Genomic DNA, 24392 nt, shown 5'->3' with positions numbered 1-24392 from the left:
GACGGTCGTGTGCATTGGGCACGCTGGGTCACAGCGCCTACACCCGAGCTACACCGCGTCGGCACCGCGTTCGCCGGTGCGGACGCGGGTGACGAGGTCCACCGGGACCACCCACAGACGCCCGTCCGGGTGCACCGCGCCCGCGACCTCGCCGAGCACCCGCTCGACGATCTCGTCGTGCAGGATCGTCTCGATGCGCAGGCAGGGCGCGAACTCGTCGACGACGACCTGTCCCCGGTGGATCGCACGCCGGCCGCCCGAGGTGGGGCCGCGCACCTCCGAGATGGTCATCCCGAGCACGGCGTGGCGCTCGAGGGCGCGCCGCACGTCGTCGAGGGCGTGCGGGGGGACCATCGCGTGCAACATCCTCACCGCGTCTGCCCTCCCTCGTCCTCGCGGACGCTACGGGGCCGGGCGCCGCAGGGCGAGGGTGCGCTGCCTACGCTGCCGCGATGGCTGATCGGATCGCTGAATCGCCCGCGCCGGTCGTGCTCGTCCTCGGCGGCCGCAGCGAGATCGGGGTGGCGCTCGCCTGCCGTCTCGCCGCCTCCGGCCGCGCCGGCACCGTCGTGCTCGCCGCACGGCGCGCGGACGACCTGGCCGCCGAGACCGCCGCGGTGCGCAGCGCCGGCGCCGAGGTCGCGACCGTGGAGTTCGACGCCGACGACCTCGGAGCGCAGGCCGCCGTGCTCGACGCGGTCGAGGCGGAGCACGGGCTGCCCGACACCGTCGTGCTGGCCTTCGGCGTGCTGGGCGACCAGGCCCGCGCCGAGCGGGACGCCGCGCACGCTGCGGCCGTCGTGCACACCGACTACACCGCGCAGGTCGCGGTGCTCACCGAGGTCGCCGCGCGCATGCGCGCCCGGGGCCGCGGCGAGATCGTCGTGTTCTCGTCGGTGGCCGGCGTGCGGGTGCGGCGCGCCAACTACGTCTACGGCTCGGCGAAGGCCGGGCTCGACGGCTTCGCCTCGGGCCTCGCGGACGCCCTGCACGGCAGCGGCGTGCACCTCACGCTCGTGCGCCCCGGGTTCGTGATCGGGCGTATGACCGCCGACAGCGGGATCGACCCCGCGCCGTTGTCGTCCACCCCGGGCCAGGTGGCCGACGCGACCGCCGACGCCCTGACCACGGGCCGCGACGTCGTCTGGGTGCCGGGCTCCCTGCGCGTGCTGTTCACGGCCCTGCGCCTGCTGCCCCGGTGGGCCTGGCGACGTCTGCCGCGGTGAGGGGCTCCGCCCACGTGAGGGATGCGGGTCGCCGGGGCGACCCGGATCCCTCACGTGCGCGTCAGCGCCTCGTGATCCCCGCCGAGGCGCCGGGGGCGAGCTGCTGGCCGGTGACGGGGACGTCGCCGAGCGCGTCGTCGATGGCGGTCAGGGTGTCGGCGCTGAGCTCGATCCCGGCCGCGGCGGCGTTGGCGTGCACCTGCTCGGGACGCGACGCCCCGACGATCGCCGACGCCAGCTCGGGCCGGCGCAGGACCCAGGCCAGCGCCATCTCCGCCATCGAGAGCCCGGCGCCCTCGGCGATCGGCACCAGGCGCTGCACGGCCTCGAGCGTCCGGTCGGTGAGCTTCTGCTTGATGAAGCCGTTCATCTCGTCGCTGGCGGCCCGTGAGTCGACGGGCACCGGCTCGCCCGGGCGGTACTTGCCGGTGAGCACGCCCTCCGCCATCGGCGACCAGACGATGTTCGAGATGCCGTGCTCCGCGGTCACCCCGAACACCTCGGCCTCCGGCGCGCGCCAGAGCATCGAGTACTGGGGCTGCGAGGACACCAGCGTCACGTCGTCCGGACACGCCTCGAGGCCCGCGCGGATCTGGTCCGGGGTCCACTCGCTGAAGCCCAGGTAGCGGGCCTTGCCGGCGCGGACGACCTCCGCCAGCGCCTCCATCGTGTCCTCGATCGGCGTCTGCGCGTCGAAGCGGTGGCACTGGTAGAGGTCGACGTGGTCGGTGCGCAGGCGCGCCAGTGAGGCGTCGATCTGCTTCGCGATCTGGGCGGGGGAGAGCCCGCGATCGGTGTCGGACATCGGGAAGTAGACCTTGGTGGCTAGCACGTAGTCCTCGCGCCGGTAGTCGGCGAGGATCCGACCCCAGGCCTCCTCCGCGGCGCCGCGCCCGTAGACGTTGGCGGTGTCGAAGAACGTGATGCCGGCGTCGAACGCGGCGCGGGTGCACGCCGCGGTCGCGTCCGCCTCGACACCTCCGGAGTAGGTCAGCCACGAACCGAGGGAGATCTCCGAGACCTGCAGGTCGCTCGTACCGAGCTGGCGAAGGCGCACCCCGTCACCGTAGGCCGGAGTCGTCGGCACGGCCCGTGCGGAGATCGACACTCCCAGTGGTCGGAAGTTCAGGTCCGATCGGCGCACGAGATCGACCGATCGACGCAGTTCGGTATGACCGACGTGTGAATTGCCGCGACAGCGGGTTTCGCCGTCGCGAACGACTGGCACGATGGGGGCACGAACTCGCGAGGGTGGTCCCGAAGAGTCCCCGGCAGAGCCGCTGCGGACCGTCGTGTGGACCTCCTCGGGTCCTCGACCGTCCGCTCTCCGTAGGGGTTACGTGAACATGTTGCTGGCGCCGCTGCGCCCTCTGGCCGACGTCCTCGATCTGACGGCCGAGGCGGTCGCCGCCGTCGGCACGGTCTCGGTGGCGGCCCTGGGGGTCGTGCTGGCGCGCACCTCCGACTCCTCGGACGCGTCGCGCCTGCAGCTCGTGGGCCGCTCGCCGGAGGTCTGAGCCGCCCCTAGTGCGGGGTCGGCTCGTCGCGGGGCCCGCGCAGCAGCGCGTTCAGGGTGCGCAGCTCGTCGCGGATCTCGGTGAGCAGGTCCGGGATCTCGTGGGTGCGCTCCCAGTGGGGCGTGACGTCGATGCCCAGCTCGCCGAGCTCGCGCTCGTAGAGCTCCGCGAGCAGCGTCCGGTAGGGCTCGTCCGGGATGGTGCCGTTCTCCCAGCGCGAGAGCTGCGTCTTGAGGCTGGCGGCGCTCGCCACGTCGACCTCGCCCTGCTCCGCGAGCTCCCGTAGTCGGGCCACTGCCGTCGTCTGCGACCACCCCCGGTCGCGCCGGGCATCACGCAACGAGACCACGTCGTCACAGTAGACGACGCCCACGCCAGCAGGCCTTTCTAGCGCCGCCGGGTGGAGCGCGAGGCCCGCTTGGGGGCGGGCAGCCGCGACGACCTGCGTGCCGGCCGGGCGGCCGCCGGCTTGGCCGCGGGCGCGTCGTCGCGGTCCTCGTCGCCGGCCACGTCGGCCTCGTCGACCGGCGGCGGGAGCTCGGTCACCGACGGGCGGCTGGGCTCCACGGCACGCCGCGGCGAGGACCGGGCGGGGCGCAGCACACGTCGGCTCCCGGGGCTCCCGCCCTCGACGACGGCCGGGGCGTCGTGGTGGTCCAGGAACGCACACAGCCGGGCCCACGTCGTGTGCTTGGCGGCCCGCCCGGCGAGGACGCCCAGGTGCCCGCCGGGAGCCGTCGTCAGACGCGTCGGCGCGCCGGTGAGACGACGCGCGCCGGTACGGACGGCGCGGGGCGGGACGACGCGGTCGTTCTCCCCGGCGACGAGCAGCGTGGGTCGCTGCAGGTTCGCCAGGTCGATCACCCGGTGCCCGACGGGGACGCGGCCGACGGCGAGGTCGGCCGGGTCGACCATCGCGCGGAAGTAGCTGCCGACGTAGCGGGCCTGCTCGCCGATGATCGCCCGCAGGTCGTCGACCGCCTCGAGCTGCGCGAGGAAGTCGCGGTCGTCGAGCCGCGCGATCATCGTCAACGGCGCGGTGAGGAGCTCGTCGAGCGAGCCGAGGCCCAGAGCCTTGATCAACCTCGGCAGCGGCATGATCGCCAGGAGCGTCTGCAGCGTCGCCAGGACCGGCCCGCCGGCGGCGACCGCCAGCGGCTGCGCCCGGACCACGGCCGGCACCTCGTCCAGCGCGAACGGCGTCGCGATCGCCGTGACCGAGGCCAGCGGGAGGTCGGGGTGACCGGCAGCGCTGAGCACGCTGTGCAGGCCGCCGATCGACCAGCCGACCAGGTGCACCGGGGCGCCGTCGTGGTGGCGGCTGACCGTGCGCACGACGTGCGGGAGGATCTCGTCGACCCACCGCTCGAGGTCGGCCGGGCCCGGGGAGATCGCGCCGCCGTACCCGACGAGGTCCTCGTCGTCGACCTGGTGCACCGATCGGCCCTCGCCGACGAGGTGCTCGACGAGGCTGTTGCCGCGCCGCAGGTCGAAGGCGACGCCGCACGCGCCGAGCGGGGACACCAGGAGGACCGGCGAGCCCCGCAGCCGCGCGGTGGGGTGCACGGCGTAGCGGTACGTGCTCACCGACCCGGAGCGGGCGAGGCCGAGTGCCCGGCCCACACCGCCGGCGCCCGGGTCGCCCGGACCGGTGTCGAAGGCCGAGCGGGGCATGCGACGCAGGTCCGCGAGCGGCCCCTCGAGCACACGGGCGCGCACGTTGTCGACGGCACGCCACGCCCCGGCCGGGGTCAGGATCACGGGCCCCTCCTCTGCGTTCCGCGCTCGTGTGCGCTTACCCGTGTCGGAGCGCGGAGACGCACGCACACCGTCGACGGTCAGACCCTAGGCCTGGTGGACGACTCCGGCCTCCTGCAGTTTCGCGACGCGGTCCGGGGCGATGCCCCAGTCGGCCAGGGCTTCGGCGGAGTGCTGCCCCGGTGCCGCGGGCGCGGACGGTGTGGCGCTGGGCGTGCGGTCGAAGCGCGGTGCGGGCGCGGGCTGGCGGACGCCGAACGCGTCGATGAACAGCCCGCGGGCCTGGTTGTGGGGGTGCTCCTGCGCCTCGTCGATGTCGAGCACGGCGGCGACGACGGCGTCGGTCGGCTCGAGGTCGGCGGCCCACTCGTCGCGGGTGCGGGTGGCGAACACCTCCGCGAGCCGCCCGTGGAACTCCGGCCAGCGGGCCATGTCCCACTGGTTGCTCGCGATGTCCTCGCCCTCGAGCCCGAGGTGCGTCATCAGCTCGGCGTAGAACTGCGGCTCGATGGCCCCGACCGCGACCCAGCCGCCGTCGCTGCAGCGGTAGTGCTCGTAGAACGGCGCGCCGCCGTCGAGGAGGTTCTGGCCGCGCGGGTTGGGCCACATCCCGCCCGCCCGCATGCCGTAGACCATCGCCATCTGCAGGGCTGCGCCGTCGACGATCGCGGCGTCGACGACCTGGCCGCGCCCCGACGTCGCACGCTCCACCAGCGCCCCGAGCACGCCGACGACGAGCAGCATCCCGCCGCCGCCGAAGTCGCCGACGAGGTTGATCGGGATCGCCGGGGCGCCGTCGGGGCCCTCCATGTGCGCGACGACGCCGGCCGTCGACAGGTAGGTCAGGTCGTGCCCCGCCCGCGACGCGTTCGGCCCGTCCTGGCCCCAGCCGGTCATCCGGCCGTAGACGAGGCGCTCGTTGCGGGCGTGGCACTCGTCCGGGCCGAAGCCGAGGCGCTCGGCGACGCCCGGTCGGTAGCCCTCGAGCAGCACGTCGGCACCCTCGACGAGGTCGAGCAGGACCTCCAGGCCCTCGGGCGACTTGAGGTCCAGCGCCACCGAGCGTCGCCCGCGCGCCAGCACGTCCTTGCTCGCGTTGCCGATCGAGAGCCCGCGGCCCCCGGCCGGCCGGTCGACGCGCAGGACGTCGGCGCCCATGTCGGCGAGCATCATCGCCGCGAACGGCCCGGGGCCGATCCCGGCCACCTCGATGACCTTGACGCCGTCCAGCACACCCATGGGGCCCGATCTCCTCTCGCCGCGGTCGTGGCGGGGCTGAGCCTACGAGACAGTCAGGGCTGACGGTATGGGTCGTGAGCTGAGTGCTCGAGGGCGTCGATCACGAAGTGGAGGAGCCGGTCGGGACGAGTGGTCTCCGCGAAGATGCCGGCAGGCTTCGCTTGGTAGTCCTCGTCGATGTCCCTCGTGTAGATGATGACGGGCAGACGGAGACCCTTGTCGCGAAGCCCCTGCGCGAGGCGCACCGCATTGGATGAGCCCTGCTCAGCTTGACCCCAGTTGCTGATGACCACATCGGTTCGGGCACCGGCTGCGCTCACCGCTTCGTCGACGTCGTCGAGCACGACGATTCCCAGGCCCAGCGAGAGGAAGGTGTCGAGCTCGGGCTCGATGTTGTCGAGGGATGGCTCGAGCCAGACCACTCGTGCTCCGCGAAGGAGGTCGGCGTGGTCGGCAGCTCGACGGGCGACATTCCTGATCGCGTTCGGCGGTAGGTCGACCTTCTTCGCCCTCGCCGCCGCGCCCAGATCGTCCGCGACGAACGAGACGTCGACACCTGCCACGTTCACCTTCTCGAGGCGGGGGAGGAGCTGGCGGAGCGGCTTCCGCAACAGGACCAGAGCCGTCACCACGACGCCCGCCCACACGATCGTCGGTACCCAGCCGAGGACGATCTGCCAGAGCCCGCTCGAGTCTTCCAAGCTCTTCCTCCTGCCAGCGACGCTTCGATTTCCGAAGCATCTTTGCGGCACCTCTTGGCTCGCCGGCGGTCGGTACCCCACCCCGACACACGAAACGGCGCCCCCAACTGCTCGAGAGCAGCGAGGGCGCCGTTCGGGAGAGGACAGCTCAGGACGCGAGGGTCACTCCCCGCGCAGGGTCTGGCCCTTCTCCGCCTTCTCGACCACCGAGGCCGGGGGCGCGAAGCGGTCGCCGTAGGCCTTGGCCAGGATGCGGGCGCGCTCGACGAAGCCGGGCAGGCCGCCCGGGTAGCCGTCGATGTACTGCGCCACGCCGCCGGTCCAGGCCGGGTAGCCGATGCCCATGATCGAGCCGATGTTGGCGTCGGCAATGGTGTGCAGGACGCCCTCGTCGAAGCACTTCACGGTCTCGAGGGCCTCGGCGAAGAGCATGCGCTCCTGCATGTCCTCGAACGGCAGATCGCCCGTGGCCGCGCCGAACTCGTCGGACAGGCCCGGCCAGAGGCGCGTGCGCTTGCCGGACTCGTCGTACTCGTAGAACCCGGCGCCCGAGGAGCGGCCCTTGCGGCCGAGCTCGACCATCCGGTCGATGATCGCCTCGGAGGGGTGCGCCACCCAGGTGCCGCCGGCCGCCTCGACACCCTTGCGGGTCTCCTGGCGGATGTGCTGCGGCAGCGTGAGGGTGAGCTCGTCCATCAGCTGCAGCGGCGGGGCCGGGTAGCCGGCCTGGGAGCCGGCCTGCTCGATCGACGACGGCGCCGCGCCCTCGCCGAGCATGGCCACGGCCTCGTTGATGAACGTGCCGATGACGCGGCTGGTGAAGAACCCGCGGCTGTCGGAGACGACGATCGGCGTCTTCTTGATCTGCAGCGCGATGTCGACGGCCTTGGCCAGCGTCGCGTCGCTCGTCCTCTCGCCGCGGATGATCTCCAGGAGCGGCATCTTGTCGACCGGCGAGAAGAAGTGCAGGCCGATGAAGTCCTCGGGCCGGTCGACGCCGGTCGCGAGGTCGGTGATCGGCAGGGTCGAGGTGTTGGAGCCCAGCACCGCGTCGGGCGCCAGGTACGGCATGACCTCGGCGAAGACCTGCTTCTTGAGGTCGGGGCTCTCGAACACGGCCTCGATGACGAGGTCGGCGCCCGAGGCGTCGGCGGCGTCCGCGGTCGGCGTGATGCGCGCGAGCACCTCGTCGGCCTTCTCCTGGGTCTGCTTGCCGCGCGAGACGGCCTTGTCCAGGATCTTCTGCGAGTACGCCTTGCCCTTGTCGGCGTTCTCCTGCGAGACGTCCTTGAGGACGACCTCGAGGCCCGACATCGCGCACGAGTACGCGATGCCCGCACCCATCATCCCGGCGCCGAGCACGACGACCTTGCGGGCGCTGTGCTTCTCGTAGCCGTCGGGACGCGAGGCGCCCTTGTTGATGGCCTGCAGGTCGAAGAAGAAGGCGCGCGTCATGTTCGTCGACACCTGCCCGCAGGCGAGGTCGGCGAAGTAGCGCGACTCGATCTGGCCGGCGTTGTCGATGTCGACCTGCGAGCCCTCGACCGCGGCGCTCATGATGTTGTACGGCGCGGGCATCGGGGCGTTCTTGAGCTGCTTGCGCAGGTTCGACGGGAACGCGGGCAGGTTCGCCGCGAACGACGGCGTCGAGGGCGTGCCGCCGGGGATCTTGTACTTCTTCTGGTCCCAGGGCTGGATCGCCTCGGGGTTGTCCTTCACCCACTGCTTCGCCCGGGAGATCATCTCCTCGGGGGTGTCGACGACCTCGTGCACCAGCCCGGCCTCGAGCGCGGCCTTCGGGTTGCGCTGCTGGCCCTGCAGCAGCACGTTCATCAGGCCGTCGGCCAGGCCGAGCAGTCGCACGACGCGCACGACGCCGCCACCGCCGGGCAGCAGGCCCAGCGTGACCTCGGGGAGCCCGATCTTCGAGCCCTTCGCGTCGAGGGCGATGCGGTGGTGCGTCGCCAGGGCGATCTCGAGGCCGCCGCCCAGCGCCGCGCCGTTGATCGCCGAGACGACGGGCTTGCCCAGCGTCTCCAGGCGCCGCAGCAGACCCTTGATCGACTGCGACTGGTCGAAGACCTTCTGCGCGTCGGCCTTCGTGTACTTCACGAGGTCGTCGAGGTTGCCGCCGGCGAAGAAAGTCTTCTTCGCGGAGGTCAGGACGACGCCCGTGATCGAGTCCTTCTCGGCCTCGAGACGGTCGAGCGTGGCGGCGAAGTCCTCGCCCCACTTGGCGCTCATCGTGTTGGCCGAGGCGGTCGGGTCGTCCATCGTCAGCGTGACGATGCCGTCCCCGTCGGCCTCCCACCGGAACATGTTCTCGGACACTGCGCTACTGACTCCTCGTTCGCTGGTCGGTGACGTTCCGGGGTGGCTCAGACGCGCTCGATGATGGTGGCGACGCCCATGCCGCCGCCGATGCACAGCGTCACCAGGGCGCGGCGCAGGTCGCGGCGCTCGAGCTCGTCGACCATGGTCCCGACGAGCATCGCGCCGGTGGCGCCCAGCGGGTGACCCATCGCGATCGCGCCGCCGACGACGTTGGTGCGCTCGTGCGGGAAGCCCAGGTCCTTCATGAGCTTCATCGGCACGGCGGCGAACGCCTCGTTGATCTCGAGGAGGTCGATGTCGTCGACCGTCATGCCGGCCTTGGCCAGCACCTTCTCGCACGCGGGCGTCGGGCCGGTGAGCATGATCGTCGGGTCGGCGCCGGAGACGGCCGTGCCGACGATGCGGGCGCGCGGGGTGAGGCCGTTCTGCTTGCCGGCCTCCTCGGAGCCGAGCAGCACCAGCGCGGCGCCGTCGACGATCCCGGAGCTGTTGCCGCCGTGGTGCACGTGGTTGATGGCCTCGACCCAGTGGTACTTCTGCAGCGCCACCGCGTCGAAGCCGCCCATGTCGCCGATGCCGGCGAACGACGGCTTGAGGCCGGACAGGCCCTCCATCGTCGTCTCGCGCATGTGCTCGTCGCGGTCGAGCACGGTCAGGCCGTTGCGGTCGACCACCGGGACGATCGAGCGGTCGAAGGCGCCGTCGGCCCAGGCCTTCGCCGCGCGGGTCTGCGACTCGAGCGCGTAGGCGTCGACGTCCTCGCGGCCGAAGCCCTCGAGGGTCGCGATGAGGTCCGCGCCGATGCCCTGGGGGACGAACGAGGTCTTGAGGTTCGTCTCCGGGTCCATCGCCCAGGCGCCGCCGTCGGAGGCCATGGGCACGCGGGACATCGACTCGACGCCGCCGGCGACGATCAGGTCCTCGAAGCCGGAGCGCACGCGCTGGCCGGCCTGGTTGACGGCCTCGAGCCCGGAGGCGCAGAAGCGGTTGAGCTGGACGCCGCCGACGTGGTCGGGCAGGCCCGCGGCGATGGCCGCGGTCTTGGCGATGTCGCCGCCCTGGTCGCCGATCGGCGACACACAGCCGAGGACGACGTCCTCGAGCTTGTCGGGGTCGAGCTCCGGGTTCCGCTTGCGCAGCTCGTCGATGAGTCCGACGACCAGCGAGACGGGCTTGGTCGCGTGCAGCGAACCACTGGCCTTGCCCCGGCCGCGAGGGGTGCGGAGCGCGTCGTAGATGAATGCCTCGGTCACGGGTGGGGTGTCCCTTCGCGCGCGTGGTGAGCCGACTGCTCTCAACAGTCATGATGGACTGTTTTGCTCTCGTGTCAACGTGCTGCCGACCTCCTGTTACTGGTCGGTAGCGTTGTCCGGTTCTCGTTGACAGGCTGCCAACGGCTCGCGAGGGTGGGGTCATGGCGGCTCCCGACTACGACGTCCTGGTGGTCGGCTCGGGCTTCGGCGGCGCGGTGAGCGCCCTGCGCCTGGCCGAGAAGGGCTACCGGGTCGGGGTGCTCGAGGCGGGGCGCCGCTTCGCCGACGGCGACTTCCCCGCGACCTCCTGGCAGCTCCGCGACTACCTGTGGGCCCCGTGGGCCCGCTGCTTCGGCATCTTCCGGGTGAACCCCTTGCGCGACGTCCTCGTGCTCTCCGGGGCCGGCGTCGGCGGCGGCTCGCTGGTGTACGCCAACACGCTCTACCGGCCCGGGCGCGCGTTCTACGACGACCCGCAGTGGCGCGACATCACCGACTGGGCCGACGAGCTCGACCGGCCCTACGACCAGGCTGCGCGGATGCTCGGCGCCACCACCTACCCGCGGGTCTCGCCGTCGGACGAGGTGATGCGCGACGTCGCCGAGGAGATGGGAGTCGGCCACACCTTCGGCCACGCCGACGTCGGGGTCTTCTTCGGCGCCGGGAGGGCGGGAGAGAGACCCGGCGAGGAGGTCCCCGACCCGTACTTCGGCGGCGCGGGGCCCGCGCGCCACGGGTGCCTGCACTGCGGCGAGTGCATGACCGGGTGCCGGCACGACGCGAAGAACACGCTGGTCAAGAACTACCTGCACCTCGCCGAGGCGGCGGGCGTCCGGGTGCACCCCCTGACGACGGTGACGCGCGTCCGCCCGCGCGGCGGCGACCTGTCCGGTGCCTCCGGCTACGAGGTCGACGTGCGGCACACCGGGCGTCCGGGCGGTCGGCGCACGCTGCGCGCCGACCAGGTCGTCGTCGCGGCGTCGGCGCTGGGCAGCCAGCGGCTGCTGCACCGGTGGCGGCGCCGGGGCGACCTGCCGCGCGTCTCCCCGCGGCTCGGCGAGCTCTCCCGCACCAACTCCGAGGCCATCCTCGCCGCGCGCGCGCCGCGGGACGACGTCGACTTCACGCGCGGGGTCTCGATCACCTCGTCGATCCACCCGGACCCGCACACCCACGTCGAGCCGGTGCGCTACGGGCGCGGGTCGAACCTGCTGGCGCTGCTCTCGGCGGTGCTCGTCGACGGCACGACGGCGACGGACGACCGCACGCTCGGCGCGCGCGGCCCGTCGTGGCGGCGGATCGCGGGCGAGGCCCTGCGCTCGCGGCGGACCCTGCGCGCCCTGCACCGCCCGCGGCGCTGGGCGGAGCAGTCGATCGTGCTGCTGGTGATGCAGTCGCTGGACAACTCGCTGACGCTGCGCCCGCGACGCCTGTTCCGGGGCCTCACCTCCCGCCCGGGCGCCGGGACGCCGAACCCCGCGTGGATCCCGTCCGGCCACGACGTCGCCCGGCGCGTCGCCCGCCGGATCGGCGGCTTCCCTGTCGGCGCGAGCTCGACGCTGGTCAACGTGCCGGTCACCGGGCACTTCCTCGGCGGCGCGGTGATCTCCGAGACGCCGGTGACGGGCGTCGTCGACCCGTACCACCGCCTGCACGGCCACCCCGGCGTCCACGTCGTCGACGGCTCGACGGTGCCGGCGAACCTCGGGGTGAACCCGTCGCTGACGATCACCGCGCTCGCCGAGCGCGCGATGTCGCTCTGGCCCAACCGCGGCGAGCCCGACCCGCGTCCCGCCCCCGGCGAGCCCTACCGCCGCGTGGCGCCCGTCGCCCCGCGGCACCCCGCCGTGCCCGCCGACGCCCCTGGCGCGCTGCGGACCACCGACCTCCCGACCCCGACCCTCGGAGTGCCGACGTGACCACCGCCTACCCCCCGGAGCCCTGGACGGTCGTCGGCCGGATGGACCTGTCGACCTTCCTCGTCCCCACCGAGGACCTGCCGACCGCCACCTGGCCCGACGACTGGCGGCCCCTGGTGCTCGGCGGCCGGACGCCCGTCGGCGCGGCATGGGTCGACTACGCCCCGGGTGGCGCCATGAGCTACCGGGAGCTCCTGGTCGCGGTGGCCGGACGCGTCGGGGCCCACGTGCGCCCGCACATCGTCGCCATCTGGGTCGACAGCCCCGCCTCCCGCGACGGCGGGCGGGAGCTGTGGGGCATCCCGAAGGGCCTCGCGCGCTTCACCGGCGTCGCCGAGGGCACGCCGGAGATGACCCTCGAGGGTGCGGGCCACCCGGCGGCGTCCGCGGTCCTGCGCCACGGCCGCCGTCTCCCGGGACGCCCGCGCGTCGGGTTCACGCTGGCCCAGGACCTCGACGGGCGACGCTGCGAGAGCCCGGTGTCCAGCCGCGCGGGCCTCGGGCTCCTGTCCGCGCAGTGGTCGTTCGACCCCGACGGGCCGCTGGCCTTCCTCGCCGGGCGCCGTCCCGTCGTCTCGGCGACACTCCACGACTTCGCGATGCTGTTCGGGATGACGCCGGCCGATCGCGCGCGGGTGTCTGCGCGGGGGTCGCAGCCTGGGGGCCAGGCTGACGTTCGACGTCAGGAAAGCCCCCACGTCGACCCCGCCCGATGAGCACACCCCTGCGCGGCCGGCGGCTGGACCCCGACGCGCGGCGCGAGGAGATCGTCGCCGGCGCGCTGCGGCTGTTCACCGAGCACCCGTACGCCGCGGTGTCGACCACCGACCTCGCCGGCGAGGCCGGGGTCGCGCGCGGCCTGATCAACCACTACTTCGGGACGAAGCGCGCGCTCTACCTCGAGGTCGTGCGCCGGCTGACGACGATCCCCGAGGTCGCGGTCTCCGAGCTGCCGCCGGGCACCGTCGACGTCCGGGCCGGCGCCGCCGTCGACTGGTTCCTCGACGCCGTCGAGCGGCACCGCGGCCTGTGGCTCTCGGTCGGGACCGGGGCGGCCGGGGACATCGACGTCGACGCGATCCTGGCCGAGGCCGACGAGATCGCCGCCGACCGCGTCCTCGCGGCCCTGGCCCCCGACGCACCCGACGACCCCTACCGGGCGCGCGTGCGGTCGTTCTTCGGCCTGGTGCGCTCGGCATCCCGGGAGTGGTTGGTGCGCGGCACGCTCGACCGCGCCGGCACGCGGGCCCTCCTCGTCGACGGCCTGCTCGCGGTCCTGCGGCCCGGCGTGTCCCCTGGCCGCTCGGACAGTCAGGTTTGACCGTTCCCGTCGGGGGGATGCACGATCGTCGTCCACCGACGGCAGCAGGGACGGGGAGGGGCGAGAGGATGAGCAGCCGATCGACCGCCGAGCCGGAGCGGCGCTCCCGCGAGCAGCGGACCTCCGACAGCCGCACGCGCATCCTCGACGCGGCCGTGTCCTGTCTCGTCGAGTCGGGCTACGCGGGCACCACGACGCTGACCATCCAGAACCGCGCCGGGGTCTCCCGGGGACGGCTGCTGCACCACTTCCCGTCCAAGGAGAACCTGCTCGTCGCCGCCGCGCAGCACCTCGCGACCAGCCGGTTCGCCGCCGACGGCCTGGCCCGCGCGGACCTGCCGGACGCCGACGTCGACCCCGGTCCCCGGCTCGATCGCGCCGTCGAGGTCATGTGGTGGACCTACCAGCAGGCCTACTTCTGGGCGTCGGTCGAGCTGTGGACCGCCGCGCGCACCGACCCGGCGCTGGCCGAGGCCCTGCTCCCCGCCGAGCGGCGCCTGGGTGCCGCGATCCGCCAGACCGTCGACGTGTTCTTCGAGGACTACGCCGACCCGGCGCGGGCGGCGCTCGTGCGCGAGACGCTGCTGACCGCCATGCGCGGGGTCGCCCTGACCTACGGGTTCGATCCGCGCGACCCGCAGACCGACCCGCACCTCGAGCAGTGGAAGCAGCTCGCACGCATGCTCCTGCTGCCCGAGGGCGGGTCCGGCGCCTGAGGGCTCCGACAGCGCTCCTGCAGCGCGCTCCTACAGCAGGGACTTCAGGGTCTCCAGCGACGACTTCACGGTCTCGTGGTCCGGGTCCAACGGCTGGATGTTGAGCTGCGTGACCCCGGCGGCGGCGAACCCGCGCACCTGCTCGGCCACCTCGTCCTCGCTGCCGATCAGCGAGACCGCGTGCACGAGCTCCTCGGGCACCTTCTCAGCTGCCTCGTCCTTGCGGCCGGAGAGGTAGAGGTCCTGGATCTCGGCCGCCTCGTCGGCGAAGCCGTAGCGCGCGGCGAGGTCGTTGTAGAAGTTCTTGCCCTTCGCGCCCATCCCGCCCACGTAGAGCGCGAGCTGGGGACGCACCTGCTCGCGCAGCTTCCCGGCTCCCGGCCCGACGGCGAACGGGACGTTGACCGAGGTCTGCAGCTCGCCCAGCGAGGGGTCGCGACGGGCCTTGCCGGCCTCCAACGACGAGCCCCACACCTCGTGCGCCCGGCCCGGGTGGAACCAGATGGGCTCCCAGACCTCGGCGAGCTCGGCGGCCAGCTCGACGTTCTTCGGCCCGATCGCCGCGAGCATCACCGGGATCTGCGCCCGCACCGGGTGGTTGATGAGCTTCAGCGGCTTGCCCAGCCCCGTGCCCTGCTCCGGGGGCAACGGCACCGTGTAGTGCTTGCCCGAGTACTCGACCTTCTCGCGGCGCCACACCTGCCGGCAGATCTCGATGATCTCGCGCGTCCGCCCGACCGGCGCGTCGTACTTCACGCCGTGGAAGCCCTCGATGACCTGGGGCCCCGAGGCGCCCATGCCGAGCACGAACCGCCCGTCGGAGACGTAGTCGAGGCCGGCCGCGGTCATCGCCGTCAGCGACGGGGTCCGCGTGTAGATCTGGACGATGCCGGACTCGATGTGCACCCGCGACGTACGCGCCGCGATGTAGCCGAGCTGGCTCACCGCGTCGAAGCTGTACAGCTCGGCGACGCTCACCGCGTCGAGCCCGACGTCCTCGAGCTCGACGACCTTCTCGACGGTCTCGCGGAAGCCGCCCTGGGCGTAGGCGATCCCCATGCCCACCTTGATGGCGCTCATCCGAGCACCACCCGGCCGATGATCTCCTTCATGATCTCCGTGGTGCCGCCGTAGATCGTCTGGACGCGGGTGTCGAGGTACGCCTTCGCGACCGGGTACTCCTTCATGTACCCGTAGCCGCCGTGCAGCTGGAGGCATCCGTCGATGACCTCCTTGGCCGTCTCGCTGGCCCAGTACTTGGCCATCGAGGCGTCGGCCGGGCCGAGCTTGCCCTCGTCGAGCTCGGTGATGCAGCGGTCGACGAAGGTGCGGGTCACGGCCAGCTTGGTCGCCATCTCGGCGGTCGAGAACCGCACCGTCTGGAGCTTCGCGAGCGGCTTGCCGAACGCGGTGCGCTCCTTGACGTACTTGATGGTCTCCTCGAGGACCTTCTCCGCCCCGGCGATGGAGCCGACGGCGATGGAGAGGCGCTCGCGGGGCAGGTTCTGCATCAGGTAGATGAAGCCCTTGCCCTCCTCGCCGAGGAGGTTCCCGGCGGGGACGCGGACGTCGGTGAACGACAGCTCCGCGGTGTCCTGGGCGGACATGCCGATCTTCTCGAGGTTGCGGCCACGCTCGAAGCCGGGGGTGTCGCGCTCGACGACGATGAGGCTGAAGCCGTGGGCGCCGGCGTCCGGGTCGGTCTTGCACACGACGATCACCAGGTCGCTCATGATGCCGTTGGTGATGAACGTCTTCTGACCGTTGATGACCCACTCGTCGCCCTCGCGGACGGCGCGGGTCTGGATGCCCTGCAGGTCCGAGCCGGTGCCCGGCTCGGTCATCGCGATGGCGGTGATCATCTCGCCGGTGCAGAAGCGCGGCAGCCAGCGCTGCTTCTGCTCGTCGTTCGTCAGCTCGTTCAGGTACGGCGCGATGACGTCGTTGTGCAGCGTGAAGCCGAGCCCGCTCGTGCCCGCGCGGGCGACCTCCTCGGTGACGATCCACTGGAAGCGCAGGTCGGTCGTCCCGCCGCCGCCGTACTCCTCCGGGATGTCCATGGCGAGCAGGCCGGTCTTCCCGGCGGCCAGCCAGATGTCCCGGCTGACGTGGCCCTGCTTCTCCCACTCCGGGTGGTGCGGGACGGCCTCCTTCTCCAGGAAGTCCCGGACCATCTGCCGGAAGTCGGTGTGCTCGTCGGAGAAGATCGTTCGCTCCACCGGGTGGCCCCTCCTCTGGGGACGTGCGGGCGCCCTGTCGGTGCAGCGGGCCCGCGTCCGTGCTGGTGGACCTCAGCGTGGCTGCACCGCCCGGTAACAGTCAAGCCTGACTCTTCCGCCCTTCCGTATCACCGGTTACGGTCGCGCCTGGCCTGTGGTCGGCGTCACCGCCGTCCCCTCTGTCCCGTTCCCCGGCCCGCCCCTCGTGGAGGTCTCCTGTGTCGTTCCGCCTGACCGACGTCGTGCGCCGGCACGCGAGCGCCACGGACCTGGTGGCGCTGACGTTCGACGGTCAGAACACGACCTACGCCGAGCTGGACCGCCGCGCCGGCCTGGCGGCGCGCGCGATGGCGGCCGACGGGCTGGGTGCCGGGGCGCGCGTGGTGTGGCTGGGCAAGAACCGACCCGAGTTCTTCGACCTGCTCTTCGGCGCCCCCCGCGTGCGGGCGGGGACCGCGCCGCTGAACAACCGGCTCACCCACGACGAGCTGATCGCGATCATCGAGGACTCCGCGGCCCCGCTCGTGGTGCTGGGTCCCGACGTCGCCGACCTGCGCGAGCGGGTGGGGTCGATCGACGCCGTACGCCGCGTCCTGGTCGTCGACGACGACTACGAGGCCTGGCTCACCGCGTCCGACGAGGTGCTCGACCCGCCCGACCACGCGCAGGACGACGACTGCGTCCTGCAGCTCTACACCTCGGGCACCACCGGCCTGCCCAAGGGCGTCGTGCTGACCCACACCCAGTTCGCGGCGCTGCTCTCGGTCGGCGACCACTGGGGCTTCGACACCGAGTCGGTCGGCCTGGTCGCGATGCCGCTGTTCCACATCGGCGGCTCGGGCTTCGCGCTGGTCTGCATGTCGTTCGGCGCGCGCGTGGTCCTCGTCGCCGACATCGTCCCCGACCAGCTGCTCGCGACGATGGCCGACGAGGGCGTCACCAACGCCTTCCTCGTGCCCGCGGTGCTGCAGTTCCTCGTCGGGGTGCCCGGCGCCGCCGACCGCGACTGGTCGAAGCTGCGCGCCATCGCCTACGGGGCCTCGCCGATCACGAGCACGGTGCTCAACCGCGTCCTGACCACCTTCAAGGCGCCGCTGTTCCAGGTCTACGGCTCGACCGAGACCACCGGCGCGATCACGCAGCTCGACCCCGAGGACCACGACCCGGACGGCCCGCGCGCCCACCTCATGCGCTCGGCGGGCAAGGCCTACCCCTGGGTCGAGCTCAAGACCGTCGACCCCGCCACCGGCGAGGACCTGCCCACGGGCGAGGTCGGCGAGGTCTGGATCCGCTCCTCGCAGGTGACGCCGGGCTACTGGGCGCGCCCGGAGGAGACCGCGACGGCGCTGTCGGACGGCTGGTTCCACACCGGCGACGCCGGCTACCTCGACGACGAGGGCTTCCTGTTCCTCACCGACCGGATCAAGGACATGATCGTGACCGGGGCGGAGAACGTGTACCCCATCGAGGTCGAGAACGTCCTCTCCGGCCACCCCGACATCGCCGACGTGGCGGTCATCGGCGTGCCGGACGAGCGCTGGGGCGAGACGGTCAAGGCCGTCGTCGTCCCCCGGGAGGGCTCGACGATCGACAGCGACGCGCTGCTGGAGTGGTGCAAGGAGCGCATGGCCGGCTTCAAGCGGCCGCGATCGGTCGACGTCATCGACGCCCTGCCGCGCAACGCGTCCGGGAAGATCCTCAAGAAGGACCTCCGCAAGCCGTACTGGGAGAACGCCGAGGGGCGGCACATCGGCTAGAACAGCCGCTGAGCTGCAGAAACGTCGAGTGTCCGATGCGAAGCCGTTGTGAGGCGTTGTGGCCGGAACCGGTTCGTCGGCGTGTCGCGCGGAACAGTCACGGAACAGATCTTGCATTGTCGATCAAGCCTCCGGGTCCAGTAGATCTTGGATGCGGGCGTTGTAGGTGTCGCGCTGGCCGTCGAGGCACTTGGCGTAGGTCGACAGCAGGACCGCGACGGAGTGGCCAGCGCGCTCGGCGACCTCGGTGGGCGGGACGCCGGCGTTGAGCCACGAGGACAGCGCGGCGTGGCGCAGGTCGTACGGGCGTGCCGCCAGTGGTGAGGCCGCCTGGGCGGGGCTGAGTCCGATCGCGCGGGCCTCCTTCCAGATGCGCGTGTAGACGGACTCGCGGATGCGCCCGTCGCTCGTCGCGGCGTGGAAGAGCCGGCCGTCCGGCGCGGTGCCGAAGGCGTCGAGGTGCTCGCGCAGAATCACGACCAGCGCCGGCGGGATCGGGACGCGGCGGACGTCCTCGCGGCGCCGGCGCTTGAGCGGGCGACGGTCTGCGTGACGGGCGCCGTCGTTGTAGTGCTCGCCCGAGACGCCGGTCAGCGACCCGGAGAGGACCAGCTCGCCCCAGCCGGCGGCGGGGAGCTTGCAGTCCGTGTCCCGGAGCTGCTGGGCCTCACCGGGACGCAGGCCGGCGTAGTAGAGGCAGGCGAAGAACCCGCGCAGCCGGCGGCCGCGGTCGCGGTCGGGGCGGTAGCTGGCGTCGACGTAGGTGAGCGCGGCGAGAAGCTGGCGGGCCTGGGCCGGGTTGACGACCACGCGGGGGTCGACGCCCTCGGTGGTGCGGGCGGTGCCGACACGGCGGCCGGTGATGGGGTTGGCGGGCAGGAGGCCGATCTCGACGGCGTAGCCGGCGACGCGGTGCAGGACGGCGCGGCGCTTATCCCACGTGCTCGAGGTGACGGAGCGACCGTCTGCGGCCGTCGAGAGCGACTGCAGCAGCGCGCGGGCAGCCAGGGAATCGTTCAGGTCCTCCACGGGCCGCGAAGCACGGCGCAACCACGAGGCGACCGCCCGGTCCTCGGCGTCGGTCGACTCGTCGCGCCGCGGCGGCGGCAGGAGCCTGGTGCTCAACAGTCGCTGGAGGTCCTCCTCGGCCGGCGGGTGATCGAGGTCGGTGACGAACTTCGGGACGATCGCGGCCAGGTTCACCACCACCGCGCGGCGGGTGTTGGGCGGCGCGCCCTTCCACACGTGGTCGACGTAGGCCACGGCCAGCTCGAGGAACGTGCCGGCCTGCCGCTTGCGGGTCATCGACGGCGGAAGCCCGGACGCGACGTCGAACGCTTCCCCGGCGCGGGCGGCACGGACGAGCTCGGAACGGAACGATTCCGCCAGCGCCTTCGTCGCGTAGGACTCCGAGTGCTCCTTGCCGGCGGTCACCCACCGGACGCCCCACGGCCGGCGTCGGCCCTCGGACTTGCGCAGCTTCCAGAATTGCACCTGGTAGGTGCTCTCGTCGCTCACGCCGCGCCCTCACGATGGGCCTCGAGCCAGTCGAGCAGGTCGCCGCGGCGGACCCGAAGCTGGCCGTTGGGAAGCCGGAAGCACGGCGGGGCGACGCGACGTTCGCGCCACTCGTAGAACGTGTGCTTGGACAGCCCGCCCAGCGCCTCGAGCACCTGCGGCACGGTCAGCAGCTCGTTGCGGTCCGGGCGCGGTCCCTTCGTCGTGGACATGGTCAGCTCCTCAGGGTCGTCGTGCGGAGAGGTCGGGCCTGCCGGGCGAGATGGAGCAGCCCGGCGATGGCCGTAGCGGTCGGGGCGCCGAGGTCGGCGACGGCGACCAGGGCGTGGTGCTCGGCGTCGGTGAGGTCGAGCCCGACCAGGGGCCGGACCAGGGCCCTGATGTGGGCGTGGAGCGCCTGGGCGTCCTCGTGGCCGGTCATGGCCGCTGCCCGTCGTCTGGGACGTCGGCGGCCCGGTCGGTGGCGGCGCCGAGCTGGTGGGCGAACTCGCCGGCGCTGCTCGACACCGCTGGCCCGAGAGTGGGGAAGGCGGCGAAGAGCAGCACGAGGGTCACGACGCCGGAAACGAGCGCGGGCGCGGCCTTGTGGCTCTTGATGAGCAGGGCGGTGACGAGCCCGGCGATAATGACGATGGCGATGAGGTTCATTGCGCTCACCGAGCCGTCGGGTCTGCGGGAAGCGGCGTAACGCATAGGGCCGATTCCCCGACCTCACGCGGACCGCAATGAGTCCGAGGGGGAGCGCCATGGCCATCGATCACCAGCCGCCGTCGCAGCAGCCGATGCCTTGGGGAGGTCCGCCGCCGGGCTACTACGCCATGCCGCAGGCCTACGTGGTTCCGACGTCGGGCGCGGCGGTTGCGTCGCTGATCTGCAGCTTGATCGGGTTCGTGACCTTCGGCCTGCTTGCCATCGTCGGCGTGATCTGCGGACACATCGCCTTGACCGAGACCCGCTCCGGTTCTCGGGGAGGCCATGGACTTGCCATCGCGGGCCTGATCCTCGGCTGGATTCAGTGCGGTGGTTGGCTGCTCTTCTGGTTCTTCGTGATCGTGGGAGCAGCCGCCGGGGCATAGTTGGCCGAGCGCGCACGGACGTGCCATCAGACGACCTCCCGTCGTCCGTGGGCCTGGATGCGGTTGACGTACTCGCCGTACTCGCCGAGGTAAGGCACACGGATGCGCTCGCAGTCGCGGCCGAGCCCGGAGAGGTAGGCGATGCCAGGGGCAGCATTGGCGTGCTCGGCACCGAGGGGGCGCGCGTCGTCGCCGTGGAGCATCGCCAGCGAGTCGGCTGGAACGCGGAAGCTCAGCCGTAGCGCGAACTGGTCGCGGGCGTAGCCGCCGCCCACTGCGGTGGCCTCGAAGCGCTGGGCCAGCATGAGCACCCGGAACGCGGCCTTGCGTCCCTCGGAGAGCAGGCGGAGCACCGCCGAGCGGATGCGGTCACCGACCGGGACGCCCTCACCGCGCTTGGGCTTCGGGAGTGCGTCGGCAGCTCGCAGGAGGCCGGGGAACTCCTCGAGCACGACCAGGACGACCGGTGTGGTCGGTGACGGCTCGACCTTGTCCCGTCTCGGTGGGATGGCCTCGAGCCGGCGGTCCATCTCGGCGACGAGGCCTTCGAGCAGCATTGCGTGGGCGGCGATGTCGCTGGTGCCGACGACCTGATGCGGCCGGTGGACGGTGCCATCCCAGGGCTTGCCGAGCAGGAGGCCGGTGATGTCGGAGCCGGTCACGAGGACGTCGGAGGCAGCGGCGACCTGGGAGAGCAGCCCGTAGAACAGCGCCGACTTGCCCGACCCGTTCTGGCCCTGCGCCCCGAGGTGCCCGGCGTCGGTGAAGGCATGGCCGAGGGTGATGCCGTCCTCGGTCCGTCCCAGGATCACCGGTTCCGCTCCCGACGCCACGGCGAGCGAAGGGAGGCCGAAGCCGTCGCGCAGCGGATCGTGGTTAAGCACGGTGACCCGGACCCAGCGCCCAGCCAGCGGCTCGACTCGCAGGCCGTGACCGCCGAGGGAGTGCGCGAGGCGTGGCCCGTTCTCCTTGCTGATGAAGTCGCCGGGTTCCTGGCCGGCCATCAGCTCCACCGACAGGCTCATAGGCGGTCCGGCATGGACGGCGCCGACGCGCGGGGTGCGGACGGTGACCCCGGTGGCGATGGAGACGTACTGGCAAAGGCGCAGGGCAGTGCAGGCTTCGCGGAACTCGGCGGTGACGGCCTGGGCGAAGCGGTGATGCGCAGCCCACGCGTCGCGTTCGGCGCGGCGGGCGCGCCAGCGGCTGATGAAGCCGGGCGGGCGGCCGTGGCCGGCGGCGGGTGGGCGGGTGCGGTCGAGGGTCTGGGTGGTCATGACCGGCTGCTCCGGTGGGTGCGGGCCCGCTGGCGGCGGGCGCGGGACGGGGAGGCGGCGACCTGGACCTGGGTGACCTCCCAGACCGAGGACCCGCAGGCGGGACACCGCTCTTGGGAGAGCTGCACGACGCCGTCACCGGAGTCGTCGCCGATGGGGGCTGGGGTCCACTGCTCCACGCAGCTCTGTGCGCGGCAGGTCAGGACCAGCTCGTCGAGCAGCGCGGCGGTGCGCACCTGCACGCGGGCGCGGAGCCGGGCGGGGGCGGCCATCAGGCGGCCGCCGTCTCATCGCTGGTCGCCTTCCGCGACGGGCGCGTCTCGGTGATACCGACGGGGCGGATGGCGGTGGCGGAGAAGGAGACCTCGATGCCCTTGGCGCCGTTGCGCGCCGGGCGGACGCGGGCGGAGAGGTCGTCGAAGGTGACTTCGGTGTAAGGGGCCAGCTCGGGGGCCTCGTGGCTCACGATGCGTACGCCGTGCAGTTCGGGTCGCCCGTCGCGGCCGGTGTCGAACAGGCAGTCGTAGATGCGCACCGGTGCGCCGGTGGCCTCGTCGATCAGCGGCTGCCCGCTGGAGCGCCGCCCGTTGGGGCCGTCCTCCCAGCGCTCGAGGGTCTGGCTGTGCCCGGTGGCAATCGCCTTCATCCGGGTTTCGTTGAGGGGCGCGTTCAGCTCGTACATCGGGGTTCTCCTGGCGGAATCGGCACCCGCGTGTCGGGGTGTGCCACTACCGTCAGGGCGGTTCGAGCGATCGACCCGGAAGAAAAATCCGGGGTCGTCGAGCAGGGCGAGAGGACGGTCTTGCCATGCGCGGGATGACCGAGTCACTGACCATTGGCGAGCGGGTTGCGTTCTACCGTCGGCGCCGCGGACTCTCTCAGGAAGTCGTCGCCGGTCTCGTCGGCCGCACCGAGGACTGGCTCAGCAAGATCGAGAACAACCGTGCCGAACTGGACCGCCTTTCGGTGATCCGCAAGTTCGCCGACGTCCTCGACGTTTCCCTGGGCGACCTGCTCGGCGAGCCGACCTTCCTGGACTGGACCGCCGACAGCGGCACCGCCACCGTCACCGCGCTGCGAACCGCGCTGATGGACTACCGCCAGCTCAACCCGATCCTTCGCCGGACCGGGGGCAATGCCGAGGCGCCGGTGATCGCGCACCTCGAACGCGACGTGGCCGACGTGTTCGACGCCTACCAGGCCGCTCGTTTCGGCTTCGTGACCGCGCGAACTCCGCTGCTGCTGGCCGATGCGCTGCTGGCCGTGGACACCCACGAGGGCGCCGAGCTCGAGCGCGCTCACGCGCTGCTGGCCCTGTCGTACCAGGTGTCGGCGTCGACCCTGACCAAGCTGGGCGAGTGCGACCTGGCGTGGATGGCCGCCGACCGGGGCTTGGCCGCGGCTCAGCGCGCTGGCGACCTCGCGGTGATGGGGTCGCTGTTCCGCTCGGTCGTTCACTCCCTGCTCGCGACCGGCAGGTACGACGCCGCGGCGCAGCTCACCGCCGACGGGTCGGACTACCTCGGCGATTCTCTTGGCTCCGCCGACGCCGGGCTATGGTCGGTCTACGGGTCGCTGTTCCTGGCCGGCGCGATGGCCTCCTCGCGGATGGAGGACCGCGGGCTCACGCGCGACTTCCTCGAGCACGCGCAGCGCGCCGCCGGCTACCTGGGCACCGACGGGAACCACCTCTGGACTGCCTTCGGCCCGACGAATGTAGCGATCCACCGCGTCGCGACCGCGATGGAGCTGGGAGACGTACAGGTCGCCATCGACCTCGGCCCACGGATCGACACCTCGGCCCTGCCGACCGAGCGCCGCGTCCGCCACGCCCTCGAGACCGCCCGCGCGCTGTCGACGTCCAACCGGCGCGACGAGGCGCTCGCGACCGTGCTCGACGCCGAGCGCCTGGCCCCCGAGCAGGTCCGACATCACTTCATCAGCCGCCAGCTCGTCTTGTCGTGGATGAAGAACTCTCGCGGCACCGTGAGCACGGAGCTGGGCGCCCTCGCCCACCGCCTTCGCCTCACCGCCTGAACCGGCCCAGAGCGGGCCCGTACTCTCGGCGCCATGTCGTCGCCAGAGGACAGCTTCGCCACCCCACGGGTCGCAGCCGGTGCACTCTTCATCGACGCCAGAGGCCGGGTGCTCCTCGTTCATCCGACATATAAGGACACATGGGACATCCCCGGTGGCTACGTGGAGCGCGGCGAGTCTCCTGCGTCAGCGTGCCGTCGCGAAGTCCTCGAGGAACTCGGGATAGACCGCGCGCCCATCCGGCTTGCTGCGGTCGACTGGGCTCCACATGAACGCGAAGGAGACAAGCTCCTGTTCATCTTTGACTGCGGCCCTTTAGGAGCGGATGAGGCTCGCATCCGGCTCGATCAGCGCGAGCTCGACAGCTGGTCGTGGATCGCAGTTGACGAACTCGACGACTATCTCATTGCGCGTCTCGCGCGCCGCGTCCGATCCGTTTCGGCCGGCGAACCGAAACAATGCCTCTATCTCGAGCACGGCATACTTCCACGCGCTGCTTCGCACTTGCTCTAGAGTCAGAAGGG

27 protein-coding genes are annotated in these 24392 nt (G+C 72.1%); 10 read left to right on the top strand and 17 right to left on the bottom strand.

From position 1 onward, the window contains the following. Positions 1 to 48: 48 nt before the first annotated feature. Complete coding sequence (locus PH191_RS09975) at positions 49 to 354, bottom strand: P-II family nitrogen regulator (protein WP_274194427.1); 306 nt, start codon at positions 352 to 354, stop codon at positions 49 to 51. Positions 355 to 452: 98 nt separating this feature from the next. Here PH191_RS09975 and PH191_RS09970 point away from each other — a divergent pair, with 98 nt between their 5' ends. Next, a complete protein-coding gene (locus PH191_RS09970) occupies positions 453 to 1226 on the top strand; it encodes a decaprenylphospho-beta-D-erythro-pentofuranosid-2-ulose 2-reductase (RefSeq protein WP_274194426.1) in 774 nt (257 codons plus the stop codon). Positions 1227 to 1287: 61 nt separating this feature from the next. Here PH191_RS09970 and PH191_RS09965 read toward each other — a convergent pair whose 3' ends face one another. Next, the gene (locus PH191_RS09965; protein ID WP_274194425.1) at positions 1288 to 2283 is read right to left on the bottom strand and encodes an aldo/keto reductase family protein; all 996 of its coding nucleotides are present in this window, start codon (positions 2281 to 2283) and stop codon (positions 1288 to 1290) included. Positions 2284 to 2572: 289 nt separating this feature from the next. On the opposite strand from PH191_RS09965, the gene PH191_RS09960 reads away from it, so the two are divergent. Beyond that, a complete protein-coding gene (locus PH191_RS09960) occupies positions 2573 to 2743 on the top strand; it encodes a hypothetical protein (protein ID WP_274194424.1) in 171 nt (56 codons plus the stop codon). A gap of 7 nt (positions 2744 to 2750) precedes the next feature. Here the strand turns inward: PH191_RS09960 and PH191_RS09955 are convergent, their stop codons facing one another. The 6 genes from PH191_RS09955 to PH191_RS09930 all read right to left on the bottom strand — a co-directional run bounded on the left by PH191_RS09955 (position 2751) and on the right by PH191_RS09930 (position 10028). Beyond that, a complete protein-coding gene (locus PH191_RS09955; RefSeq protein WP_274194423.1) occupies positions 2751 to 3092 on the bottom strand; it encodes a helix-turn-helix domain-containing protein in 342 nt (113 codons plus the stop codon). 38 nt (positions 3093 to 3130) lie between these two features. Next, on the bottom strand, positions 3131 to 4504 hold the full coding sequence (locus PH191_RS09950) for an alpha/beta fold hydrolase (RefSeq protein WP_274194422.1): 1374 nt from the start codon (positions 4502 to 4504) through the stop codon (positions 3131 to 3133). An 84-nt stretch (positions 4505 to 4588) separates the two neighbouring features. Then, positions 4589 to 5740: a CaiB/BaiF CoA transferase family protein gene (locus PH191_RS09945; protein WP_274194421.1), complete on the bottom strand. Its 1152-nt coding sequence runs from the start codon at positions 5738 to 5740 to the stop codon at positions 4589 to 4591. Between the two features lie 53 nt (positions 5741 to 5793). After that, on the bottom strand, positions 5794 to 6441 hold the full coding sequence (locus PH191_RS09940) for a hypothetical protein (RefSeq protein WP_274194420.1): 648 nt from the start codon (positions 6439 to 6441) through the stop codon (positions 5794 to 5796). Between the two features lie 162 nt (positions 6442 to 6603). Continuing rightward, positions 6604 to 8760 (bottom strand): 3-hydroxyacyl-CoA dehydrogenase NAD-binding domain-containing protein, encoded by a 2157-nt coding sequence (locus tag PH191_RS09935; protein ID WP_274194711.1) that lies wholly within the window; start codon positions 8758 to 8760, stop codon positions 6604 to 6606. A 59-nt stretch (positions 8761 to 8819) separates the two neighbouring features. Continuing rightward, entirely contained in the window at positions 8820 to 10028 is a 1209-nt protein-coding gene (locus PH191_RS09930) for an acetyl-CoA C-acetyltransferase (protein WP_274194419.1), read from the bottom strand. Positions 10029 to 10189: 161 nt separating this feature from the next. Between PH191_RS09930 and PH191_RS09925 the strand changes: the two genes are divergently transcribed. The 4 genes from PH191_RS09925 to PH191_RS09910 all read left to right on the top strand — a co-directional run bounded on the left by PH191_RS09925 (position 10190) and on the right by PH191_RS09910 (position 13984). Continuing rightward, positions 10190 to 11947 carry an FAD-dependent oxidoreductase gene (locus PH191_RS09925; RefSeq protein ID WP_274194418.1) on the top strand — a complete coding sequence of 586 codons (1758 nt, stop codon included), beginning with the start codon at positions 10190 to 10192 and terminating at the stop codon, positions 11945 to 11947. Further along, a complete protein-coding gene (locus tag PH191_RS09920) occupies positions 11944 to 12663 on the top strand; it encodes an acetoacetate decarboxylase family protein (protein WP_274194417.1) in 720 nt (239 codons plus the stop codon). The genes PH191_RS09925 and PH191_RS09920 overlap by 4 nt, the downstream gene beginning before the upstream one ends. After that, entirely contained in the window at positions 12660 to 13268 is a 609-nt protein-coding gene (locus PH191_RS09915; RefSeq protein WP_274194416.1) for a TetR/AcrR family transcriptional regulator, read from the top strand. Before PH191_RS09920 ends, PH191_RS09915 begins: the two co-directional genes overlap by 4 nt. 68 nt (positions 13269 to 13336) lie before the next feature. Further along, positions 13337 to 13984 (top strand): TetR/AcrR family transcriptional regulator, encoded by a 648-nt coding sequence (locus tag PH191_RS09910; protein WP_274194415.1) that lies wholly within the window; start codon positions 13337 to 13339, stop codon positions 13982 to 13984. A 30-nt stretch (positions 13985 to 14014) separates the two neighbouring features. Here the strand turns inward: PH191_RS09910 and PH191_RS09905 are convergent, their stop codons facing one another. Both PH191_RS09905 and PH191_RS09900 read right to left on the bottom strand, forming a co-directional pair. Beyond that, positions 14015 to 15055 carry an LLM class F420-dependent oxidoreductase gene (locus tag PH191_RS09905; RefSeq protein ID WP_274194710.1) on the bottom strand — a complete coding sequence of 347 codons (1041 nt, stop codon included), beginning with the start codon at positions 15053 to 15055 and terminating at the stop codon, positions 14015 to 14017. Between the two features lie 5 nt (positions 15056 to 15060). Further along, complete coding sequence (locus PH191_RS09900) at positions 15061 to 16203, bottom strand: acyl-CoA dehydrogenase family protein (RefSeq protein ID WP_274194414.1); 1143 nt, start codon at positions 16201 to 16203, stop codon at positions 15061 to 15063. A 218-nt stretch (positions 16204 to 16421) separates the two neighbouring features. On the opposite strand from PH191_RS09900, the gene PH191_RS09895 reads away from it, so the two are divergent. Then, on the top strand, positions 16422 to 17960 hold the full coding sequence (locus PH191_RS09895; protein ID WP_274194413.1) for a long-chain-fatty-acid--CoA ligase: 1539 nt from the start codon (positions 16422 to 16424) through the stop codon (positions 17958 to 17960). Between the two features lie 123 nt (positions 17961 to 18083). On the opposite strand, the gene PH191_RS09890 is transcribed toward PH191_RS09895, so the two are convergent. The 4 genes from PH191_RS09890 to PH191_RS09875 are packed head-to-tail and all read right to left on the bottom strand — an operon-like array spanning position 18084 to position 20126. Further along, entirely contained in the window at positions 18084 to 19478 is a 1395-nt protein-coding gene (locus PH191_RS09890; protein WP_274194412.1) for a tyrosine-type recombinase/integrase, read from the bottom strand. Then, on the bottom strand, positions 19475 to 19690 hold the full coding sequence (locus tag PH191_RS09885) for a helix-turn-helix transcriptional regulator (RefSeq protein WP_274194411.1): 216 nt from the start codon (positions 19688 to 19690) through the stop codon (positions 19475 to 19477). The genes PH191_RS09890 and PH191_RS09885 overlap by 4 nt, the downstream gene beginning before the upstream one ends. Before the next feature lie 2 nt (positions 19691 to 19692). Further along, positions 19693 to 19899, bottom strand: coding sequence for a hypothetical protein (locus tag PH191_RS09880; RefSeq protein WP_274194410.1), 207 nt, complete (start codon positions 19897 to 19899; stop codon positions 19693 to 19695). Continuing rightward, the gene (locus PH191_RS09875; protein WP_274194409.1) at positions 19896 to 20126 is read right to left on the bottom strand and encodes a hypothetical protein; all 231 of its coding nucleotides are present in this window, start codon (positions 20124 to 20126) and stop codon (positions 19896 to 19898) included. Before PH191_RS09875 ends, PH191_RS09880 begins: the two co-directional genes overlap by 4 nt. Positions 20127 to 20224: 98 nt before the next feature. Between PH191_RS09875 and PH191_RS09870 the strand changes: the two genes are divergently transcribed. Continuing rightward, on the top strand, positions 20225 to 20554 hold the full coding sequence (locus tag PH191_RS09870) for a DUF4190 domain-containing protein (protein ID WP_274194408.1): 330 nt from the start codon (positions 20225 to 20227) through the stop codon (positions 20552 to 20554). Between the two features lie 26 nt (positions 20555 to 20580). On the opposite strand, the gene PH191_RS09865 is transcribed toward PH191_RS09870, so the two are convergent. Genes PH191_RS09865 through PH191_RS09855 form a run of 3 tightly spaced genes read right to left on the bottom strand, consistent with a single transcriptional unit; the run spans position 20581 to position 22513 of the window. After that, positions 20581 to 21831 carry a hypothetical protein gene (locus tag PH191_RS09865; protein ID WP_274194407.1) on the bottom strand — a complete coding sequence of 417 codons (1251 nt, stop codon included), beginning with the start codon at positions 21829 to 21831 and terminating at the stop codon, positions 20581 to 20583. Next, positions 21828 to 22103: a hypothetical protein gene (locus tag PH191_RS09860; RefSeq protein WP_274194406.1), complete on the bottom strand. Its 276-nt coding sequence runs from the start codon at positions 22101 to 22103 to the stop codon at positions 21828 to 21830. Before PH191_RS09860 ends, PH191_RS09865 begins: the two co-directional genes overlap by 4 nt. After that, positions 22103 to 22513: a hypothetical protein gene (locus PH191_RS09855; protein ID WP_274194405.1), complete on the bottom strand. Its 411-nt coding sequence runs from the start codon at positions 22511 to 22513 to the stop codon at positions 22103 to 22105. The genes PH191_RS09860 and PH191_RS09855 overlap by 1 nt, the downstream gene beginning before the upstream one ends. Positions 22514 to 22647: 134 nt before the next feature. On the opposite strand from PH191_RS09855, the gene PH191_RS09850 reads away from it, so the two are divergent. Further along, complete coding sequence (locus PH191_RS09850) at positions 22648 to 23868, top strand: helix-turn-helix domain-containing protein (RefSeq protein ID WP_274194404.1); 1221 nt, start codon at positions 22648 to 22650, stop codon at positions 23866 to 23868. A gap of 33 nt (positions 23869 to 23901) precedes the next feature. Then, entirely contained in the window at positions 23902 to 24381 is a 480-nt protein-coding gene (locus PH191_RS09845; RefSeq protein WP_274194403.1) for an NUDIX domain-containing protein, read from the top strand. Positions 24382 to 24392: the final 11 nt, after the last annotated feature.

The organism is Actinomycetospora callitridis, from assembly GCF_028737265.1.
Lineage (GTDB): Bacteria > Actinomycetota > Actinomycetes > Mycobacteriales > Pseudonocardiaceae > Actinomycetospora > Actinomycetospora callitridis.
This window is presented reverse-complemented; position numbering and strand designations above follow the sequence as displayed.